This window comes from Acinetobacter sp. 228, assembly GCF_048147885.1.
In genome coordinates, this window is sequence record NZ_JAYWYV010000004.1 from 175,368 (window position 1) to 192,726 (window position 17,359).

The following is a 17,359-nucleotide window of genomic DNA, read 5'->3' on the forward strand; positions in this document are numbered from 1 at the left end:
ACCATAGAACTAGATCGTAATGACATTAACTGCGTTAAACCAATTAAAAAACTTGACGACCATTGTGGCAGATAGCAGTGATTTAAGTGCAATTGAAAAATTTCGCCCTCTGGATGCAACCACCAATCCATCGCTGATTACTGCAGCAGCGAAACAACCTGAAAATCAGGCTTTAATTGAAGCTGCTTTTGAGCAGGCCCAGCAAGAAGGTTATGTGGATAATGCCCTGATCGAACGTACCATTGATATTTTGACGGTCAAATTCGGTGTTGAAATCTTAAAACTGGTTGAAGGCCGTGTTTCGACAGAAGTCGATGCTTCGCTATCCTTTGATACCGAAGCTACGATTGCCAAAGCCAAAGAACTGCTGGCACTTTATGCACAATATGGAATTGATTCAGACCGCATCCTGATCAAGATTGCCTCTACCTGGCAAGGTATCCAGGCAGCAAAAGCGCTGGAAGAAGAAGGTATTCATACCAACCTGACTTTATTATTTGGCCAGCACCAGGCCCATGCCTGTGCGGATGCAAAAGTAACCTTAATCTCGCCTTTTGTCGGCCGTATTCTGGACTGGTACAAAAAAGCTGAAGGTGTTGAAGCTTACCCGATTGAAAAAGATCCGGGTGTACTTTCGGTTAAGCGTATTTATGAATTCTACAAGGCACACGGTATTCAGACTGAAATCATGGGTGCCAGCTTCCGCAGTATTGATCAGGTTTTAGGCTTGAGTGGCTGCGACCTGCTCACGGTAGCACCAAACCTGCTGGCCGAACTGGAAAATGATCAGCGTGAAGTGCAAGCTCAACTCTCAGCCAAAGATATTCAAGTTCAAGGTGAACTCAGTCCAATTAGCCATGCCGAGTTTGATGCACAATTGAAACAGGATCCGATGGCCAGTGAATTATTGCAAGGCGGCATTGATGGTTTCATTAAAGCACGGGAACAACTGGCTGCTTTATTACGTGAAACTTTCCTGAGTACCACTGAAATTTAAAGAAAATTTAGCCAGTTTCTCCAAGCCGATGTTGCTATAATGCCGCATCGGCTTTTTTGTTCTTGCGAGCTTTTCGTGTTTGGTATCACAGATCTAACGACCTTTATCATTGGAACTACGTTGATTGTGTTACTACCCGGACCGAACTCTCTGTATGTCATGTCGATTGCCTCCCGTTTTGGCATTAAAACAGGTTATAAGGGCGCATTGGGGGTATATACAGGCGACCTGATCCTGATTACATGTACAGCACTGGGTGCGGCCTCGCTTCTACATGCCTTTCCGGTACTGTTTATCGCCCTGAAAATTATCGGAGCGATCTATCTCAGTTACCTCGGTATCAAGCTGCTCATTGCAGCCTATCAGACTTTCTTTCCGGCAAAGGCATCGCAACGTGTACAGATTAAAAAGACGACCTCAGATACGGTAGAATCGATTCAGCCCTTTCGTACCGCACTTACCATTAGCATCTTAAATCCCAAAGCAATTCTGTTTTACCTGTCTTTTTTTGTGCAATTTGTCGATCCTGCCTATCCTTACCCTGCCCTGACATTCACGATACTGGCTGTGATCCTGCAATTGATCAGCATGACCTATCTTTCAATCCTGATTGTTTCTGGGGTTAAACTGGCGTCCTATTTCAACCAGAATTATAAAGTAACTGCCAGCTGTGTCGCGGCGGTCGGGATTCTATTTTGTGGTTTTGGTCTTAAACTGGCGACCTCAACATTCTAGAATCCAGGTTTTTCAACCCCTTTCGCCTTTCTTAAATTTGTTAAAAGCATTGTTTTGATACATGAAAAGCGTATGATTTAAACGCATTTAGAAATAGTGTCATGGATGATGCCTAAACTTTTACAAGATCTCTCCTTTCCTGCCATCATGGCCGGTTTTATTACCTGCATGATTGGTATCAGTGTTTCTGCCGTACTGGTCATTGAAGCTGCGCAAAGTCTGGGTGCCAATGCTGCACAAATCAGTTCCTGGTTATGGGCACTGGGTATAGGTATTGGAGTTTCCGGGTTTCTGCTTTCCTGGAAATATCGCTATCCGATTTCAACCGCCTGGTCGACTGCCGGTCTGGCGCTGGTCATTGCTTCTGCCGGTCACTATAGTCTGGGTGAAGCAATTGGCGCTTTTCTGATTTCAGGTATCCTGATTGCCTGTCTGGGATTTTTTGGAATTTTCGAGCGAATTTTCCAGTTTATTCCACAAAGTTTGACCAGTGCCATGCTGGCAGGTGTGCTATTAAAATTTGGCATCTCGGTCTTTGGCAGTCTGCAACAGTCCTGGCCATTTGTACTTTGTGTACTGGCAGTTTATCTGGTTTCCAAAAAACTGAGTATGCGTTATAGCATCGTGATTACTGTCTTGATGGCTATCCTCCTATGCCCTTTCTTTATTGATTTCACTATTCCTGCACTGAACTGGAGTATTGCCCAGCCGGTCTGGACTACGCCTGAATTTAGCCTACAAGCCCTTTTAGGCTTAGCCTTACCCTTAATAGTAATTAACCTGGCATCGCAATACCTGCCCGGCTTGGCTGTGATTAAAAGTTATGGCTATCCACCCAAGGTCAATCCGATTTTAGGCTGGACGGGTATTACCCAGGTGATGCTGGCACCCTTTGGCTGTTTCAGTGTCAATCTTGCCGCAATCAGTGCGGCAGTCAGTCTGGATGCCCAAGCGCATCCTGATCCGGCCAAACGTTATATTGCAGGCATGAGCTGCGGCCTGTTTTATATTCTGATGGGTTTTTTTGCTGCGACCTTGACCAGTGTACTGATGGCTTTTCCGGGGATTCTGATTACCGTCTTAGCAGGAATTGCCCTGTTTGGCACCATTGGCCACAATATTGCGCTGGCTTTTCAGGACAGTCACGACCGTGAAGCGGCACTGATGACCTTCCTGTTTAGTGCATCCAATATCCAGTTTTTTGGAATCGGTTCAGCTTTCTGGGGGCTGCTACTTGGTTTGACTGTTTATTTGCTATTTAAACTTAAACCGCAAATGGCATAAGCTTATTGTAGAAATGAGGCAGCTACTTTGTCTGCCTTTTTAATGCCCTGCAGTTTGGGAAAACAGGTTAATCACCACCACACCGGAAATGATCAGTGCAATCCCGATAAAAGCTGGCAAATCCAGCGCCTGCTTAAATATGACATATCCTACAATTGCCGTAAGAACGATACCTACTCCCGCCCAGATCGCATAGGCAATGCCTAAAGGAATTACTTTAATCACCTGAGAGAGTAAATAAAACGCAATACAGAATAAAATGACCACAGCTAGAGAAGGCCATAATCGGGTAAAACCTTCCGACTTCACCAGAAATGTAGATCCAGTTACTTCTGCAATGATGGCCAAAGCCAACAATAAATATGCCCACGAGACAGGATTCATCTCTTAAACTCCAAACTATTTTTTAATGATTTGTCGGGGCTATTGACTAAAACTAAACATAAGAAATTCATCCTGCTTAATCCCATCTTTAAGGGGAAAGCTGATGTAAAAAATCCAGCGTCTTGATAAAAGTTTCCTGACTTTCTTTCTTGCCCATAAAAAACTGATATTCATGAATCAGCCAGGCTTTAGATTCCGGATAAAACACTGCAGTCACCGGAATCTGCTGCTCCTTTAAGGCTTTCACAAAAGGCAAAGACTGGGTATCGGTCAGAAAGTCCTTATTGCCTCCACTGATGAACACCGGTGGATAAGACGGCGTAATATACTGAATTGGAGAAATATGCTTTAAAAATGTCGCATCATTCTTGCGCTCACCCGTATAAGCCTGAATCAGGTTATATACCCCCCACTCCACAATTTTCATTTCTTCAGGTGCAGTGCTGGCAAATGCTTCCAGATCATAAATCCCGCAATGCAGAATCAACCCCTTAAGCTGCCCGGGTTGCAGATAAGGCTGAATACCAGATTGCTCGGCAAATGCGGGATTAGTCAAAAGTGCGGCATAATGACTGGCGAGATTGGCTCCGGCAGAATCCCCGGCCAGATATAAGTTCTGGGCATCAATATGGTAGGTGTCTGCATAGGTATCTAGAAATTTGAGTGCCTGATTGATCTGGTGTAGCTGGCTAGGATAGGTAGCTTTAGGCGCAAACTGATATTGTACGGAGACTACATTATAACCTTGAGCGGCCAGAAGCTTGAAATATCCCCGCGCATGTTCTTTAGAACCTGAAATCCAGCCTCCCCCATGAATCCAGACAATAGTGGGGCGTGGGCCAATACTGGCAATATTCTGTGGCTGATACAAATCCAGAGACAAGTTTTGCTGTGGCGCATAGACAATATTTTGCTGCACGATGACAGTACCAGGTGCATAACGATCCATCACTTTTTGCTGCAAGCCCGTGGTCAGGTTAAAAGCACTGGCAATAACTTTACTGTTCTGTACAGTCTGGCAACCGGAGAGGATGACTGAACTTATCAGCAAAAGCTGAATAGCGAAAAACCTCAACACTGTCTCCTCTATATATGATCTAAAAACAGGCTACAGCAGTCTAAACCATCCTTGTGTAAACGAGGACCATTCATCCACTTTTTTTTAATCATTAAAACTGCTATCCCGAGTTTTTTACTCTGTTTTTTTTCATTACTTTTACATTAAAAATATTTGTAATTTAATGAGTTTTTTCAATTTTACCGCTTTTTTGCAATTGCACCTGTTACAGCACTATGCTATCAATAAACCAAGGCAAAAATTAAACAACCTGCGGAGAAAAGCCATGACCTATCAACATATTTTAGTCCCAGTGGACGGTTCAGAAATTTCCTTTTCTGCAGTAAGACATGCTGCCAAAATTGCCAAGGCATTCGGTAGTCAGCTTTCTCTGATCAGCCTGATTGCAGAAGATCCTTTTACCGAGGCTGATTTTTATTACAGCTCTTCTATCATGAAAGAATATTTTGTCGAGGCACATGCCAATGCCAAAAAGGCATTGAAAGAAGCTACTGCCATCGCAGCCGCTGAAGGTATTGAAGCAGATTCCCGCATTGTCACAGGTTTAGTCAATGCAGAGCATATTGCGCAAACCGCCAATGAAGTAAACGCGGACCTGATTGTCATGGGTTCTCATGGCCGCAAAGGCTTCCAGAAAATGATTCTGGGCAGCTTTGCACAGGATGTTTTGGGTGCAAGTGAAATCCCGGTATTGATCGTGAAAAAATAATCCAGTTACTGCGCATCTTCAAGATGCGCAGTACTTATTCATTTAGCTTTTCAGTTATTTTTGAAGTTCAAACAAGACATCCTGTAGCGATTGATTCGCTCAAGCCATATTTTCCCTTAGCACCATAATAAATATGAGGAAGCACCATGAATAACTATGATCATATTCTCGTAGCAGTCGATGAATCCCCGATTTCATATGCTGCCGCAGAGCATGCCCTCGAGCTGGCCAAAGTTTTTCATAGCCATGTTACTTTGCTCAGTGTGATTGCAGTGGACCCCTTCACCGGCGTAGATTTCTACAAAGTTGCTCCGGCAGTCACAGACTACTTTATGCATGCAGAACAAAATGCTCTTGATCGTTTAAACGAGCTAAAATTGAACTTTGTTCGTGATGGCATAGAGGTTACAACAAAAGTCGTACATGGTATGCCACCCTCAGAAGGCATTATGCAGGCTGCAGATGAATCATCAGCTGATCTCATCATCATGGGCTCACATGGCCGTAAGGGCCTGCAAAAACTGATGCTCGGCAGCGTAGCTCAGAATGTTCTGGCAATTTCTCCAATACCTGTACTCATCGTCAGACAATAATAGTACTGATCAAAGCAGAGCCTGCGTCATGCAGGCTTTTAACGGAGCTTTTGATTGAGTTCATTTAAGAAAATTTCAGCATCAAGTTGGCTTTGAAATACTTTTTTGTATTCTCCGACCTGCTGAACAGAATGCGGCGTATATTGAATAGAAATTTCAAATAAACCATTTTCAGGATTCTTGCTGACATGTATGGCAATAATATGCTGGCTATTTAAATAAAAACCATCTTCAATTTTCACTAACATATCTTGGACAACCTCTAGTAAGCGAATCTGTAGATCCCTTTACCTAGCTTACAGCTTAATAAACAAATACTCTTTTCCGTATAATCATACTGTAACACCCTTTGATACTTAACTCGGCCTTTAGGGAAATTCAACTGTATTTAAAGACAGCATTTGAAAAAGTAAAAAAAACCGGATCATGTCGATCCGGTTTTTTAACAAGAAATATTATATGCTGAGCATACTATTAAGTGTCTCAGACACATTTTTAGATTTGACCAGTGGCTTTAAGGTTTCAAGTTGAGCTTTTACTTCACTACGTTGTGGTTCCGCCAAGGTATACCAGCGTGACAATACCTGTAGCAAACGTGAGCCTACAATCGGGTTTTTCTCATCCAGATATTTTGCCAGACCAATAAAATGCTGTACGCCAAAGCTCCAGGTATTGACTGGGTTGGCATTCAAACCGCCACTGACTGCACGAATACGGTTAGGCACCGCCAGATCATAATCCGGATGTTGGGTCAAATATGCAATCGTTGCATCCGTTGCTTTTGGATGTGCTGCCTGAACCATAAACCATTGATCCAAAGACAAGGCTTCGTCTTCAAAACGGCTGTAGAAATCGGCTAGCGCTTCTGGTGCTTGTGGCGCATCATTCCAGACCAAAACTTTCAGCGCCCCTAAACGTTCAGACATATTGCCTGTATGATACTGCTCATAGGCCAAGTCAAAGACAGATGCATCTCCCTGACGAGCCATCATCGTCAGCATGATGTTTCTCAGGGCACGCACCCCCATTGCTTGCGAGAAATCAGATTGCAAATCTGGATCCAGACTCAGATAAGTTTCTTTCGCTGTTTCTCCAAAGGCACGGGCCAGAGTATGCAGTAAAGCCTCACGCTTTTCCTGAATCATGGCTGGCTGATAATCCTGATCAATACGGCTGCCCAAGTAACCTTCAGATGGTATATCAAACAGACGTGATGCCAGCAGCGGATCTTTCTCAATCATATCCGGCAAGGTATTAAGCATGGCCTGAATATAGATCTCGGCAGGTTGATCATCCAGCAGGATACGTTCAAGTAAGGTTTGGGTCGCCTGCCACTGGTTAAAACCATTGGTCTCATATTGCAACAGGAAAGCCAGTTCTTTTTCTGAATAGTCAAAGTCCAGATTTACCGGTGCAGAGAAATTGCGCAGCAAGGACACTACTGGTTTCGCTGCAACACCACTAAACTCGATCGTTGCCTCATCCTGATCAAACAGATACATACCATCCTTAACGCCATTTTCAAAGAGCGCCTTAGAATTTAGCGTTAGCTGTTCACCGCTTTCAGCATCAAACAGTGCTAAAGCAACTGGAATTGGAACTGCTTTCAGATTCGGGTATTTGGCATGCGGTTTCAGGCTTTGCTTGAAGTGAAGGCGATAGATTTGGGTCTCTACATCGTACTCAGCTTTTACTTGCAGTTTAGGCGTACCGGGCTGGTTGTACCAGGTCAGGAAGTTTGAAAGATCCACACCTGAACCTGCTGTAAGTGCGGCTACCCAATCCTCAACCGTTACCGCCTGACCATCATGACGGCGGAAATATTCATCAGTTCCTTGACGGAATTTTTTCTTGCCAAGCAAGGTCGCCATCATGCGGTTAATTTCCGCACCTTTTTCATAAACAGTGGCAGTATAGAAGTTGTTAATTTCTACAAAATGATCCGGACGCGGTGGATGTGACAATGGTCCTGAATCTTCCGGGAACTGATGCGCTTTCAGAACCGCCACATCATCAATACGCTGTACCGCAGCCGACTGCAAATCTTCCGAGAAAGACTGGTCACGGAATACAGTCAGGCCCTCCTTAAGACATAACTGGAACCAGTCACGACAGGTAATCCGGTTACCGGTCCAGTTATGGAAGTATTCATGGGCAATGACTGACTGCACCCGCATGATTGCGGCATCAGTAGTGTACTCTTCATCGGCTAGCACGCATGAAGTATTGAAGATATTCAGACCTTTATTTTCCATGGCACCCATGTTGAATGCACTGGTCGCCACAATCATGTAGTTATCCAGATCATAAGGCAGACCATAATGCTCCTCATCCCAGCGCATGGAATGTTTGAGCGCTTCCATGGCGATTTTGCATTTTGGAATATCTTTTTCTTCTGCATAGATTTCCAGAGCCACATTGCGGCCTTCCGAAGTAACATAATGATCTTTCATCACGGCCAGATCACCAATCACACAGGCGAACAAATAGCTCGGTTTCTTGGTCGGATCCTGCCAGATGGCATAGTGACGATTGGCATCTACTTCACCGGTTTCCAGCAGGTTACCATTCGCAAGCAAGACCGGATATTTCTTGTCTGCCTCTACACGCGTCGTAAAGACCGACAACACATCAGGACGGTCTGGATAGAAAGTAATTTTACGGAACCCTTCTGGTTCATTTTGGGTCACAAACAGATCTGAACTGGCCTGATATAAACCTTCCAGCATCGTATTACTTTCAGGATGGATTTTAACCACAATTTCAAGTGATACCTGATCAGGTGCATTGGCAATGACTAGCTGTTCAGCATCCAGGTGGTAGTCACTGGCATTCAGGGTTTGACCATTTAACCGAATCGATTGCAGTTCCAGATCGCGGCCAAGCAGAACCAGATCACCAGCAGTCTGACGCTGCATCTCCAGCTTGCTGCTGACCAGACTGTGATCACTGTAGACTTGAATATTCAGGTCTACAGAATCGACGACAAAGGAAGGTTTTTGATAGTCTTTTAAATAAATGGTTTGATCCGCTTCGATCACCGGGTTTGCCGCAATATTCATGTCCTGTCCTAATCTTTTATCGTGTTCGACATTGTTCATGTCAAAATCATACGCCAAGTTTGAAACGCTGTCTGTGCATTTGTATTGTCAGATCTAATATGGGCATTTCATGCACCACTTTCAATGCATTCTGCCTAAATGGGCAGCACTCCGCTCTACATAAGAAATATCTGTGCCATAAAAATAGTCAGGATCATAATTTCTTACATTTTCATAAACAACTGATTTAAAAATATATAATTTTATTTGCAGAGTACCGCATAAATCCAGATTAAAAAATGAGCACACTTCTTGCTACAGTTAAACTGTGTTTTTCCACACTTCCAATGAAAGAATAATGATAACGATGATGAGGTGAGTCATGTATTTAAAACAGCATGTAATACGGATCGAAAATATTAAAACTTTGCAGACTCTGGATCAGGCCAATATTGACCATAAAGTGATTGCACTGCTGATGAGCTGTGAAGGCATTCCGCTTCAGGCCCATGAAGTGACTGCCATTCTTAACACCTACGATGCACTCGGTGCCAAAAAAGTACCCTCTAAAAAGGTTCAAGCCTTAATTCATGCCAAAAACCTTGGAGAGCAGGACGATACTTTACCCTGCCCGGTTTAAAAAGTGTCATTTCATGTTTTAAAATCAGAGCTACTTCGGTAGCTCTTCTTCTGTTTGTGTGGCTGTTTTTGATTTTAAAAAATTGCGCCAGTCCACTACGTTTGCATCTCATCAGCCGTGTATAATCAAATGCCCGACCATTCTAGAGTTGCCCGCAACCATGGTATTCAGTGTTCTGCAAAAACAGCTTGATGAAAGTACTCACTGCCCATTGTGTAAGGCATCGATGTATTGGATTGAGGCAGAACAATATGATCAGGAGCTGAGCTATCATGAATGCAGCCATTGCCAGCATCAGCTTTATTCCGATCAAAAGCACAATTGTTATTGTGAACACTGTCTGGCACAGCGTAAACGCATGCTCAAGGAAGTCCGCTTACAGGAAAACCGTCAATATCATAAAAAACAGGATCGACCGGTTCTTGAGCTCAATCAGCTCAGTTTTATCAATAAACTGTTTTTACTCGCGATTCTGGATGAACAGGTGCAGGAATATAGCCAGCACCGCGAATATATTGACTGGCATCAAATTCGATATTATTCCATCAGTCCAAATTATCTGTTTCAACATGGTCTGGTGAAAAGCCTGATCCGGGATCAGGTGCTGATTCCCAAAGATCTCCAGCAGGAAAACCTGCACTATTATATTAATGTGCGTCTGGATGGCTATTCTGAGCCCACCCTATTCAGCATTACCCAGCAGCTGCGCAATTGGTTTTATCAAAACCTGAGCCAAGGTGTGCCCTTTAAAAGTGCAGATGAAGTCAAAGATGCACTCTATTGCCTGCTGTATGAAGAAATCATTCAGTTTGCCCAATTCTATTGCCGTAGCTGGAATGTGCAGATTGCCGGAAATCAGAGCTTTCAGACTTTTTGCTATCGTCTTTTGGATGTACTGGCTGTGGGACAGATTTATTATCTGGTACAAACGGGACTTGAATATCTGTACAAGCAAAAAGCCCTTAAGCCACGCAATGAAAATTTTATTAATACCAATCTGCTAAAAAAAACCTTGCAGCAGTACCGGGAACGTTCCATCACGGAAAAATGGGAAACCTCTACTTTGCCTCGCCCACCTCAACTGGCATTTAGCAAGATGAGCGAAATCCTGTTTTACCGTTTTCTGGGCTATGATGAAAATATCTTCTTTCAGCCAGTGTGGCGTTCTTGGCACAAGATCGAACCCCGCCTGAAATTTTATTCCCAGAAACGCTGTATGCACTGCGGCTCACAGGAACTATCGGTGGATTATGATGCCAGTGACTATGTCAGCCTGTTCTGTCGTAGCTGCAAGCATCAAGACCATTATTTTACCCGCTGACCGAATAGACAACTTATCTTCCACTTTTATAAATGACCATGATGACGACTTCGATGCAAGCATTACAGCAAACACTTCTGGACCAGATCTGTGAAGGCTGGTTGAAACTTCAGCAACAGCAGCCCCTGGTGCATATCATGACCAATACGGTGGCCAGCAACTATGTCGCCAATATTGTACTGGCTGCACATGCGTCTCCGGCCATGATCGACAATCCGTTTGAAGCTGAAAGTTTTGCCAGGATTGCAGCAGCCATCAGTCTGAATCTGGGTACACCGACGACAGAACAGGTTCAGGCGATGCAGGTTGCTGCGGAAACTGCACATCAGCTGCAAAAACCCTGGGTGCTTGATCCGGTCGGTTATGGAACAGTTCTGCACTGGCGTTCAGGCATCGCAGATCAGTTGATGCATTTCCATCCTGCCATTTTGCGTGGCAATGCCTCTGAAATTGGTGCTTTGGCCGGCAAGCAAATCGAATCCAAAGGTGTGGACAGTACGGTAGACAGTGCGGATGTTTATTTACAGGCGCAAAGTTTGCTGGATTATTGTGAATGTATCGCGATCTCCGGTGAATCCGATTACATTATTTCTAGAGACTATCCTGTGATACAGGTGTCAGGCGGTTCTGCTTTACAGCCCCGAATCACGGCGATGGGATGTGCGCTCGGTGCACTGATTGCTGCATATAGCGCAGTAACGTCTCCCGCCCTTGCTGCATTAACGGCACATGTACATTTTGCAATCGCCGGTCAATTGGCATTTGAACGCGCACAACAGTTAGGCAGTTTTAATGTCGCCTTTCTGGATGAAATCCATCAACTCAATACTGAAACAATCCGACAATACGCAAGCTTCAAAATTCTGCCGGAATCCATTTAGTTTATTGGCTACTTTACGGGGTGTGTAGGTTTAAATAGGTGAACACGCCCCTATCTAGTTTACCTACTTCTTTTATATCCATATCGATAGAAATCTTCTATTTGAGTCTTATGTGCCAAGCATTTTGATAAATGCTTTGCTTGATGAGCAGAGCTTCATGAAATTTATATATCGATTTCCTTAAAAAGCATATCTTCTTTAATTAAGATATCTTTGCATAAGGTTAATTTAGTTCATGTGAATTGTAGTTTATTTTCTTATTCCTATTTAAATAGGACTTTTAAGTTTTGATTAACAGGCTGTATGAATCCACATCCAGTGCCTGATCATGCTTATTTTTAACGATCGATTTGACCTCTTTTGGCTTGAATTTTTTAGTCTAATACCAGCATATTTAGCTCAATTTGGAACTTGAAATATAGTATGAATAAACTGATAAAAATCAGTTTAAACAAAGGCTCATATTATTTTAATAAACCAGATTCAACAGACATACATTAAAAAAAGCCAGCTGCCACTCAAGCAACTGACTTTTAGAATTTGAACAAATAACGTGTTTAAAACACCTGTTTAACCTGCGTAATGAATGCTGACCGACTTGATACGATTGCTTTCAATTTCAGTGACTTTGAACTGCACACCTTGATAATTTAACTCGGTGCCCACTTCAACCGTACTGTTGGTTTTATCTAGAATCAGACCTGCCACACTAATATAACCAGCATCTTCATCAATCAGATCAATCATGCCAAGTTCTAGCTCAAGCTGATACAGGTCTAACATGCCCGATGCGATCCAGTGCGTATCATCGATTTTAACTAGATCTAGCTGCTCATCAGCATCCGGGAATTCACCGGCAATTGCTTCAAACACATCCAGCGGTGAAATCAGACCCTGTACATTACCAAATTCATCGCTGACCAGAACCAAAGAACCCTTAGAAGTACGCAAGGTATTGATCGCATCAATAACTTTCATTCTTTCAAAGATATAAATTGGACGATGACGTTTGATCAGTGCTTTTAATTCTTCCGGCTCTTCCAGTACATCCAGTAATTCTTTTGCACGTACTACGCTAATGACCTTATCTAGGCTACCGCGACATACCGGGAACAGGCTGTGTGGAACGGAAAGAATTTTTTCACGGATCTCCTCTGGACTATCTTCCAGATCGACCCATGAAATCTGGCTCCGGGGCGTCATGATCGAAGCGACTGAACGCTCTGCAAGGGTAAGAACCCCACCAATCATATAACGTTCTTCATCTGCAAAGGTTTCTTGTGCCTCATTATTTTGAGTATCAGTCGTCTCCAGCTTACCGCCCATCAATTTCAGAATCGAGTCAGCCGTACGATGACGCAAAGGGATCTTCGATTCATGTTTAGCAGCATTACGCTGACCGAACTGGTTAAATGCTTCGATTATGATCGCGACACCAATACCTGAATAGATATAGCCTTTTGGAATATGGAAGCCAAAACCTTCTGCAATCAGACTGATACCAATCAAAAGCAGGAAGCTTAAACACAGAATCACCACGGTTGGATGACGGTTCACAAAGTTGGTCAATGGTTTCGATGCCAGTAGCATCACGCCCATTGCGACAATCATAGCAGCCATCATGACATAAATATTGTCGACCATACCAATTGCGGTAATCACTGAATCTAAAGAGAAAACAGCATCTAAAACAACAATCTGTGCAACAACGGCAGTGAAACTTGCATATACCACGTTGGTAGATACTGTGACTTCAGGTTTGCCTTCAATTTTTTCATGCAGCTCAGTAACGGCCTTATACACCAGGAACAAGCCACCAAATAACAAGATCAGGTCCCGACCGGAGAAGGTCCAGTCAAACACAGTAATCAATGGTTGTGTCAAAGTGACCAACCAGGCAATGGCAAATAACAGGCCTAGACGCATGAATAATGCGAGTGACAAACCGACAACACGCGCTTTATCGCGTTGTTCAGGAGGAAGTTTTTCAGCCAGAATGGCAATGAAGACTAGGTTATCAATACCTAAAACAATTTCAAGAATAATAAGAGTAATTAAACCTACCCAGATTCCGGGATCTAATAAAAATTCCATTAGAGAATTACCCCGTTCGAGTAAGCTAAAAATAGAGATGGAAGATCAACGCACGGCGAGGGATCCATTAAAATAAAACCTATGCAACTTAAGACCATTCCATTATGCATAAACTGAATAATTTGTAATGTATTAATTTACAAAAAAATTACATGGTCATAGGGTTACAGCGGCTTTTTAACTACCTAGCAGATGCTGAAATTGATTAATTTCAATTTTTTCTACATAACTTATTATAATTTAATGAAAACTTATCATAAGTTAACTATAGATAGTTTATCCCTCTTATTTTTAATGTGATTTAAGAAGTGAACTATAAAATATTTTTTCATTGAAGGAACAATCACTTAAAAGTTTAGCTTCGAATGAGCAGTCTAACGAGTTCACTAAACCACTTTACTGTCCTCTACTCTCGATCAGTTAATTTATTAAAATACAATATTTTATAGGAAAATTTATTTGGAGCGCCTGATGAGTAATCATCAAGTGTCCTACAACACTTTTCTACAAGCCAAATATCCGATGAAGAATTAAATTTTAACAAAATGTTATCGCCTTTTATCTGATTCTAATGAGCAATCCCTACTCCTGAAAGGGCTGGCGTGCAGAACTCATCAATATCTTGGGCTGTTAAGCAAAACTAAAAAGTGTCAGGACCTTAACATTTTTAAAATAAAGGTTGAAACATGCATAAACTTTTTCATAAAATGAACGGGCCCTAGAACAATAAATACAAGGAACATTTCATGACTAAAAAATATGCAAAATTTTTGCCGTGTACGGAAGAATTTAATTTAGAAAACTTTCCATATTATTGGGTAACTCAGGTTCATGCTCAATACGTCCTTAATGTCGACCATGCACTAAAAAAGTATGGTGTTGACAATTCCCGTCGCCGCATTCTTCTTGCCTTAAGATCCAAACCGCATGCCAGTGTTTCTGACTTATCAGAGATGGTTGTCTCTAAAATGTCGACCACGACGAAAATTGTTTACCGCTTAAAAGATGAAGGTCTGGTTGAAACCTATTCATGTGAGGATGATGCACGGATTACCCGAGTGATTTTGACCGAAAAAGGCACACAAATGACCCATAAGATCAATGACCTGACCAATGTTGTACTGGAACAGTCATTTGAAGGTCTGACACCTTTGCAAATTGAAAAAACCATGGAAAGTTTACGTCATATTTTTAAAAATTTAGCTCGTTAAGAGTCTCATTTTTTATTTTAAATAGACGCTGGCGAATTTCTTACATGCTTTTAATAATAAATAATTCGCCAGAGCTTTCTAAGAATCAAAAAAGTTTAGTTGCGCACTGACTTTTTTGATTTTTTCTTTAGGTACATGTGAACATTCAAACTCTTCTACCGGAAAACCCTCTACAAAGCTGTGAATAGCTGGATAACTTAGTGTTAGCCATTCTTTTAGGCGATCTTGAGGAATTACAATCACCGATCGTTTGACATTACCCGGCTCATGAAACTCTTTCATCATTGGATGGCCAATTGCATCCATGGTTATCATGCTGGCCGAGCGTATTATTTCTCCTTGTACCCGAGCAATCTCATAGAGCGCCGCAATAAAAGTCGCTTGACCATCTTTACGTCTTATGCCCCAACGTTGCGGTTTATTGTCGAAATATTTGGACTCATAAAATTCTGATACCGGGATGACACCAAAATGACATTTAGCAGTAGCCTCAGCAAAGGTGGGCTTTTCAAGTAAAGTTTCATTTCTGGCATTATAGGTTTTATTTCCTATTTTTTTATCTTCTGCCCATTTCGGAATAAGACCAAAATTCACCAACCGCCACTCTGGTCCTTGAGCTGAATGAAATAAAAGTGGTATGGCATAATTGGGATAGACCTCTTCTGGATATTCAAAAGAAATTTCTGGCAACTCCAGATTATGCAACTGCTCTAGGGTTAAAGGTTTAAAATTGGCGCACATGCTTCATCAGATAAATCATTTGATTTACAGATTATAACTTGGCGCCTGCAGTGAACCTGTATGGATTATAGGTAAGTTTATATTATTTACTATTATTCACTTGGAACCGTCAGCCAGTGCGTGCGGGTAAACTCTTCAAAAATCCAGCGTCCATTAAAACGACCCAGTCCTGAATTTTTCTCACCGCCAAAAGGTGCATTCGGCTGGTCTGCAACACTAATCCCATTAATATGTGTCATACCAATATCCAGTTGTGCCGCAAAAGCAGTGCCTCGCTCGATGTTTGAAGTACATACGGCACTGGACAAACCAAACTCGGTTGCATTGGCCAGCTCTAAAGCATGTGCTTCATCACGGGCTTTTAGGATAGGTAAAATCGGTCCAAAGCTTTCTTGTTGTGCCAGATCGGAATTTTCAGCGACATCAATAAAAATATGCGGAGAAACCAGATTCCCTTCAATGCCTCCTTCATAGACCAGTTGCGCGCCCTGCTCGCTACCCGTTTGAATGATCTGCTGATGTTTTTTGACCTGACTCTGATTAATGATTGGTCCGATCACGGTATCTTCCAGATTTGGATCACCCACCGGAATCATTTTGACCCGATCCAGAAGCTTGTCTACATATGCATCATGGATAGAGGCATCGACAATAACCCGGTTGGTACTCATACAAATTTGCCCCTGATGCAAAAAACGCCCCATCAAGGTCAGTTCAACAGCCAAATCAAGATCAGCATCATCCAGAATGACCAAAGGTGCATTGCCACCCAGCTCCAGCGCCAGACGCTTGATTCGGGAACTGGCTAAAGCTTTGCTACCGACACTTTTTCCCACTTCAGTCGAACCGGTAAATGAAATCATTTTGGGTACCGGATGCTCAACAAAATAATCCCCGATTTCACTGCCAGCACCCGCAACAATGTTTAGCGCACCTGCAGCCAATCCTGCTTCTTCAAAGAGTTTGCCGATTAATGTGCCGCCAGTCACCGGGGTATCACTGGCTGGCTTCAGTACAACTGTATTACCACAGGCAATTGCTGTTGCTACTGAGCGTAAAGACAAATGAAGTGGAAAGTTCCATGGGCTAATGACAGCAATTACACCTAAAGGCTTACGCAAAACTAAACTTTTACGTGCCGGATCCTTACTTTCCAGCTGTTCTGTTTGGATCCGGTCTGGAAAAGCCAGACTTTCCTGAATAATGCCTAAAGCAGCATTTATCTCAAGGCCTGCTTTAATACGTGTACTACCGGATTCAATGATCAGCCAGTCAATGATTTCGTCACGACGCTGCTGAATAATTGAGATCACATTTTGCAGCACTGTTTTACGTACTTCAATGGATTTTAAGGCACCTTGCTGGAAAGCCTGCGCTGCTGCTGTATAAGCACTGTCTACATCAACAGAACTGGCCGCTGGCATACTAAAAATTTCACTCTGGGTATAAGGATTGATATTTTTTATAATTCTAGTTGAAGTACCGGCTTGCCACTGGCCATGAATAAACTGCTGGTCTAAATTTTGATATACCGTCATCATTTTATTGTTTCCTGGAATACTTTTCCTCACTTTAAGAGTTCGGCTAGAAAATTTCCAGTCAGGACGACAACGGCTTACCATTAGACAATAAAAAAGCCTCCGAAGAGGC

16 protein-coding genes are annotated in these 17,359 nt (G+C 42.6%); 9 read left to right on the top strand and 7 right to left on the bottom strand.

Annotation, left to right across the window (positions count from 1 at the left end):
• The first annotated feature begins 19 nt into the window (after nucleotides 1-19).
• The 3 genes from tal (at nucleotide 20) to VXQ92_RS04910 (ending at nucleotide 3,016) form a co-directional block, all read left to right on the top strand.
• Nucleotides 20-997, top strand: a complete 978-nt coding sequence (tal, locus tag VXQ92_RS04900) for a transaldolase (protein WP_416680687.1) — start codon at nucleotides 20-22, stop codon at nucleotides 995-997.
• Nucleotides 998-1,072: 75 nt separating this feature from the next.
• Entirely contained in the window at nucleotides 1,073-1,732 is a 660-nt protein-coding gene (leuE, locus tag VXQ92_RS04905) for a leucine efflux protein LeuE (protein WP_064102707.1), read from the top strand.
• A 108-nt stretch (nucleotides 1,733-1,840) separates the two neighbouring features.
• On the top strand, nucleotides 1,841-3,016 hold the full coding sequence (locus tag VXQ92_RS04910) for a benzoate/H(+) symporter BenE family transporter (protein WP_416680741.1): 1,176 nt from the start codon (nucleotides 1,841-1,843) through the stop codon (nucleotides 3,014-3,016).
• 39 nt (nucleotides 3,017-3,055) lie between these two features.
• On the opposite strand, the gene VXQ92_RS04915 is transcribed toward VXQ92_RS04910, so the two are convergent.
• Nucleotides 3,056-3,400: an SMR family transporter gene (locus VXQ92_RS04915; protein ID WP_004645439.1), complete on the bottom strand. Its 345-nt coding sequence runs from the start codon at nucleotides 3,398-3,400 to the stop codon at nucleotides 3,056-3,058.
• 88 nt (nucleotides 3,401-3,488) lie between these two features.
• The gene (locus VXQ92_RS04920) at nucleotides 3,489-4,475 is read right to left on the bottom strand and encodes an alpha/beta hydrolase (protein ID WP_416680689.1); all 987 of its coding nucleotides are present in this window, start codon (nucleotides 4,473-4,475) and stop codon (nucleotides 3,489-3,491) included.
• Nucleotides 4,476-4,743: 268 nt separating this feature from the next.
• Here VXQ92_RS04920 and VXQ92_RS04925 point away from each other — a divergent pair, with 268 nt between their 5' ends.
• Nucleotides 4,744-5,187: a universal stress protein gene (locus VXQ92_RS04925; RefSeq protein ID WP_064096545.1), complete on the top strand. Its 444-nt coding sequence runs from the start codon at nucleotides 4,744-4,746 to the stop codon at nucleotides 5,185-5,187.
• A 146-nt stretch (nucleotides 5,188-5,333) separates the two neighbouring features.
• A complete protein-coding gene (locus tag VXQ92_RS04930) occupies nucleotides 5,334-5,780 on the top strand; it encodes a universal stress protein (protein WP_064096546.1) in 447 nt (148 codons plus the stop codon).
• Between the two features lie 38 nt (nucleotides 5,781-5,818).
• On the opposite strand, the gene VXQ92_RS04935 is transcribed toward VXQ92_RS04930, so the two are convergent.
• Entirely contained in the window at nucleotides 5,819-6,028 is a 210-nt protein-coding gene (locus VXQ92_RS04935; RefSeq protein WP_416680692.1) for a hypothetical protein, read from the bottom strand.
• Nucleotides 6,029-6,235: 207 nt separating this feature from the next.
• A complete protein-coding gene (gene pepN / locus VXQ92_RS04940) occupies nucleotides 6,236-8,842 on the bottom strand; it encodes an aminopeptidase N (RefSeq protein WP_416680742.1) in 2,607 nt (868 codons plus the stop codon).
• Nucleotides 8,843-9,203: 361 nt separating this feature from the next.
• Between pepN and VXQ92_RS04945 the strand changes: the two genes are divergently transcribed.
• The 3 genes from VXQ92_RS04945 to thiM all read left to right on the top strand — a co-directional run bounded on the left by VXQ92_RS04945 (nucleotide 9,204) and on the right by thiM (nucleotide 11,663).
• Nucleotides 9,204-9,461 (top strand): hypothetical protein, encoded by a 258-nt coding sequence (locus VXQ92_RS04945; protein ID WP_064102710.1) that lies wholly within the window; start codon nucleotides 9,204-9,206, stop codon nucleotides 9,459-9,461.
• 160 nt (nucleotides 9,462-9,621) lie between these two features.
• On the top strand, nucleotides 9,622-10,782 hold the full coding sequence (locus VXQ92_RS04950) for a hypothetical protein (protein ID WP_416680693.1): 1,161 nt from the start codon (nucleotides 9,622-9,624) through the stop codon (nucleotides 10,780-10,782).
• Between the two features lie 32 nt (nucleotides 10,783-10,814).
• A complete protein-coding gene (thiM, locus tag VXQ92_RS04955) occupies nucleotides 10,815-11,663 on the top strand; it encodes a hydroxyethylthiazole kinase (RefSeq protein ID WP_416680694.1) in 849 nt (282 codons plus the stop codon).
• Between the two features lie 570 nt (nucleotides 11,664-12,233).
• Here thiM and VXQ92_RS04960 read toward each other — a convergent pair.
• Nucleotides 12,234-13,757, bottom strand: a complete 1,524-nt coding sequence (locus VXQ92_RS04960) for a TerC family protein (RefSeq protein ID WP_416680696.1) — start codon at nucleotides 13,755-13,757, stop codon at nucleotides 12,234-12,236.
• Nucleotides 13,758-14,503: 746 nt separating this feature from the next.
• Between VXQ92_RS04960 and VXQ92_RS04965 the strand changes: the two genes are divergently transcribed.
• Nucleotides 14,504-14,968, top strand: a complete 465-nt coding sequence (locus VXQ92_RS04965) for a MarR family winged helix-turn-helix transcriptional regulator (RefSeq protein WP_416680698.1) — start codon at nucleotides 14,504-14,506, stop codon at nucleotides 14,966-14,968.
• Nucleotides 14,969-15,046: 78 nt separating this feature from the next.
• Here the strand turns inward: VXQ92_RS04965 and VXQ92_RS04970 are convergent, their stop codons facing one another.
• Both VXQ92_RS04970 and VXQ92_RS04975 read right to left on the bottom strand, forming a co-directional pair.
• Nucleotides 15,047-15,709, bottom strand: coding sequence for an SOS response-associated peptidase (locus VXQ92_RS04970; RefSeq protein ID WP_416680699.1), 663 nt, complete (start codon nucleotides 15,707-15,709; stop codon nucleotides 15,047-15,049).
• A 92-nt stretch (nucleotides 15,710-15,801) separates the two neighbouring features.
• The gene (locus VXQ92_RS04975) at nucleotides 15,802-17,250 is read right to left on the bottom strand and encodes an aldehyde dehydrogenase family protein (RefSeq protein WP_416680700.1); all 1,449 of its coding nucleotides are present in this window, start codon (nucleotides 17,248-17,250) and stop codon (nucleotides 15,802-15,804) included.
• Nucleotides 17,251-17,359 lie beyond the last annotated feature (109 nt).

Coding starts and splice junctions, on each gene's coding strand:
- tal (WP_416680687.1), top strand. CDS start 20: ATGACATTAACTGCGTTAAACCAATTAAAAAACTTGACGACCATTGTG.
- VXQ92_RS04910 (WP_416680741.1), top strand. CDS start 1,841: ATGCCTAAACTTTTACAAGATCTCTCCTTTCCTGCCATCATGGCCGGT.
- VXQ92_RS04915 (WP_004645439.1), bottom strand. CDS start 3,400: ATGAATCCTGTCTCGTGGGCATATTTATTGTTGGCTTTGGCCATCATT.
- VXQ92_RS04925 (WP_064096545.1), top strand. CDS start 4,744: ATGACCTATCAACATATTTTAGTCCCAGTGGACGGTTCAGAAATTTCC.
- VXQ92_RS04930 (WP_064096546.1), top strand. CDS start 5,334: ATGAATAACTATGATCATATTCTCGTAGCAGTCGATGAATCCCCGATT.
- VXQ92_RS04935 (WP_416680692.1), bottom strand. CDS start 6,028: ATGTTAGTGAAAATTGAAGATGGTTTTTATTTAAATAGCCAGCATATT.
- pepN (WP_416680742.1), bottom strand. CDS start 8,842: ATGAATATTGCGGCAAACCCGGTGATCGAAGCGGATCAAACCATTTAT.
- VXQ92_RS04945 (WP_064102710.1), top strand. CDS start 9,204: ATGTATTTAAAACAGCATGTAATACGGATCGAAAATATTAAAACTTTG.
- VXQ92_RS04950 (WP_416680693.1), top strand. CDS start 9,622: ATGGTATTCAGTGTTCTGCAAAAACAGCTTGATGAAAGTACTCACTGC.
- thiM (WP_416680694.1), top strand. CDS start 10,815: ATGACCATGATGACGACTTCGATGCAAGCATTACAGCAAACACTTCTG.
- VXQ92_RS04960 (WP_416680696.1), bottom strand. CDS start 13,757: ATGGAATTTTTATTAGATCCCGGAATCTGGGTAGGTTTAATTACTCTT.
- VXQ92_RS04965 (WP_416680698.1), top strand. CDS start 14,504: ATGACTAAAAAATATGCAAAATTTTTGCCGTGTACGGAAGAATTTAAT.
- VXQ92_RS04970 (WP_416680699.1), bottom strand. CDS start 15,709: ATGTGCGCCAATTTTAAACCTTTAACCCTAGAGCAGTTGCATAATCTG.
- VXQ92_RS04975 (WP_416680700.1), bottom strand. CDS start 17,250: ATGATGACGGTATATCAAAATTTAGACCAGCAGTTTATTCATGGCCAG.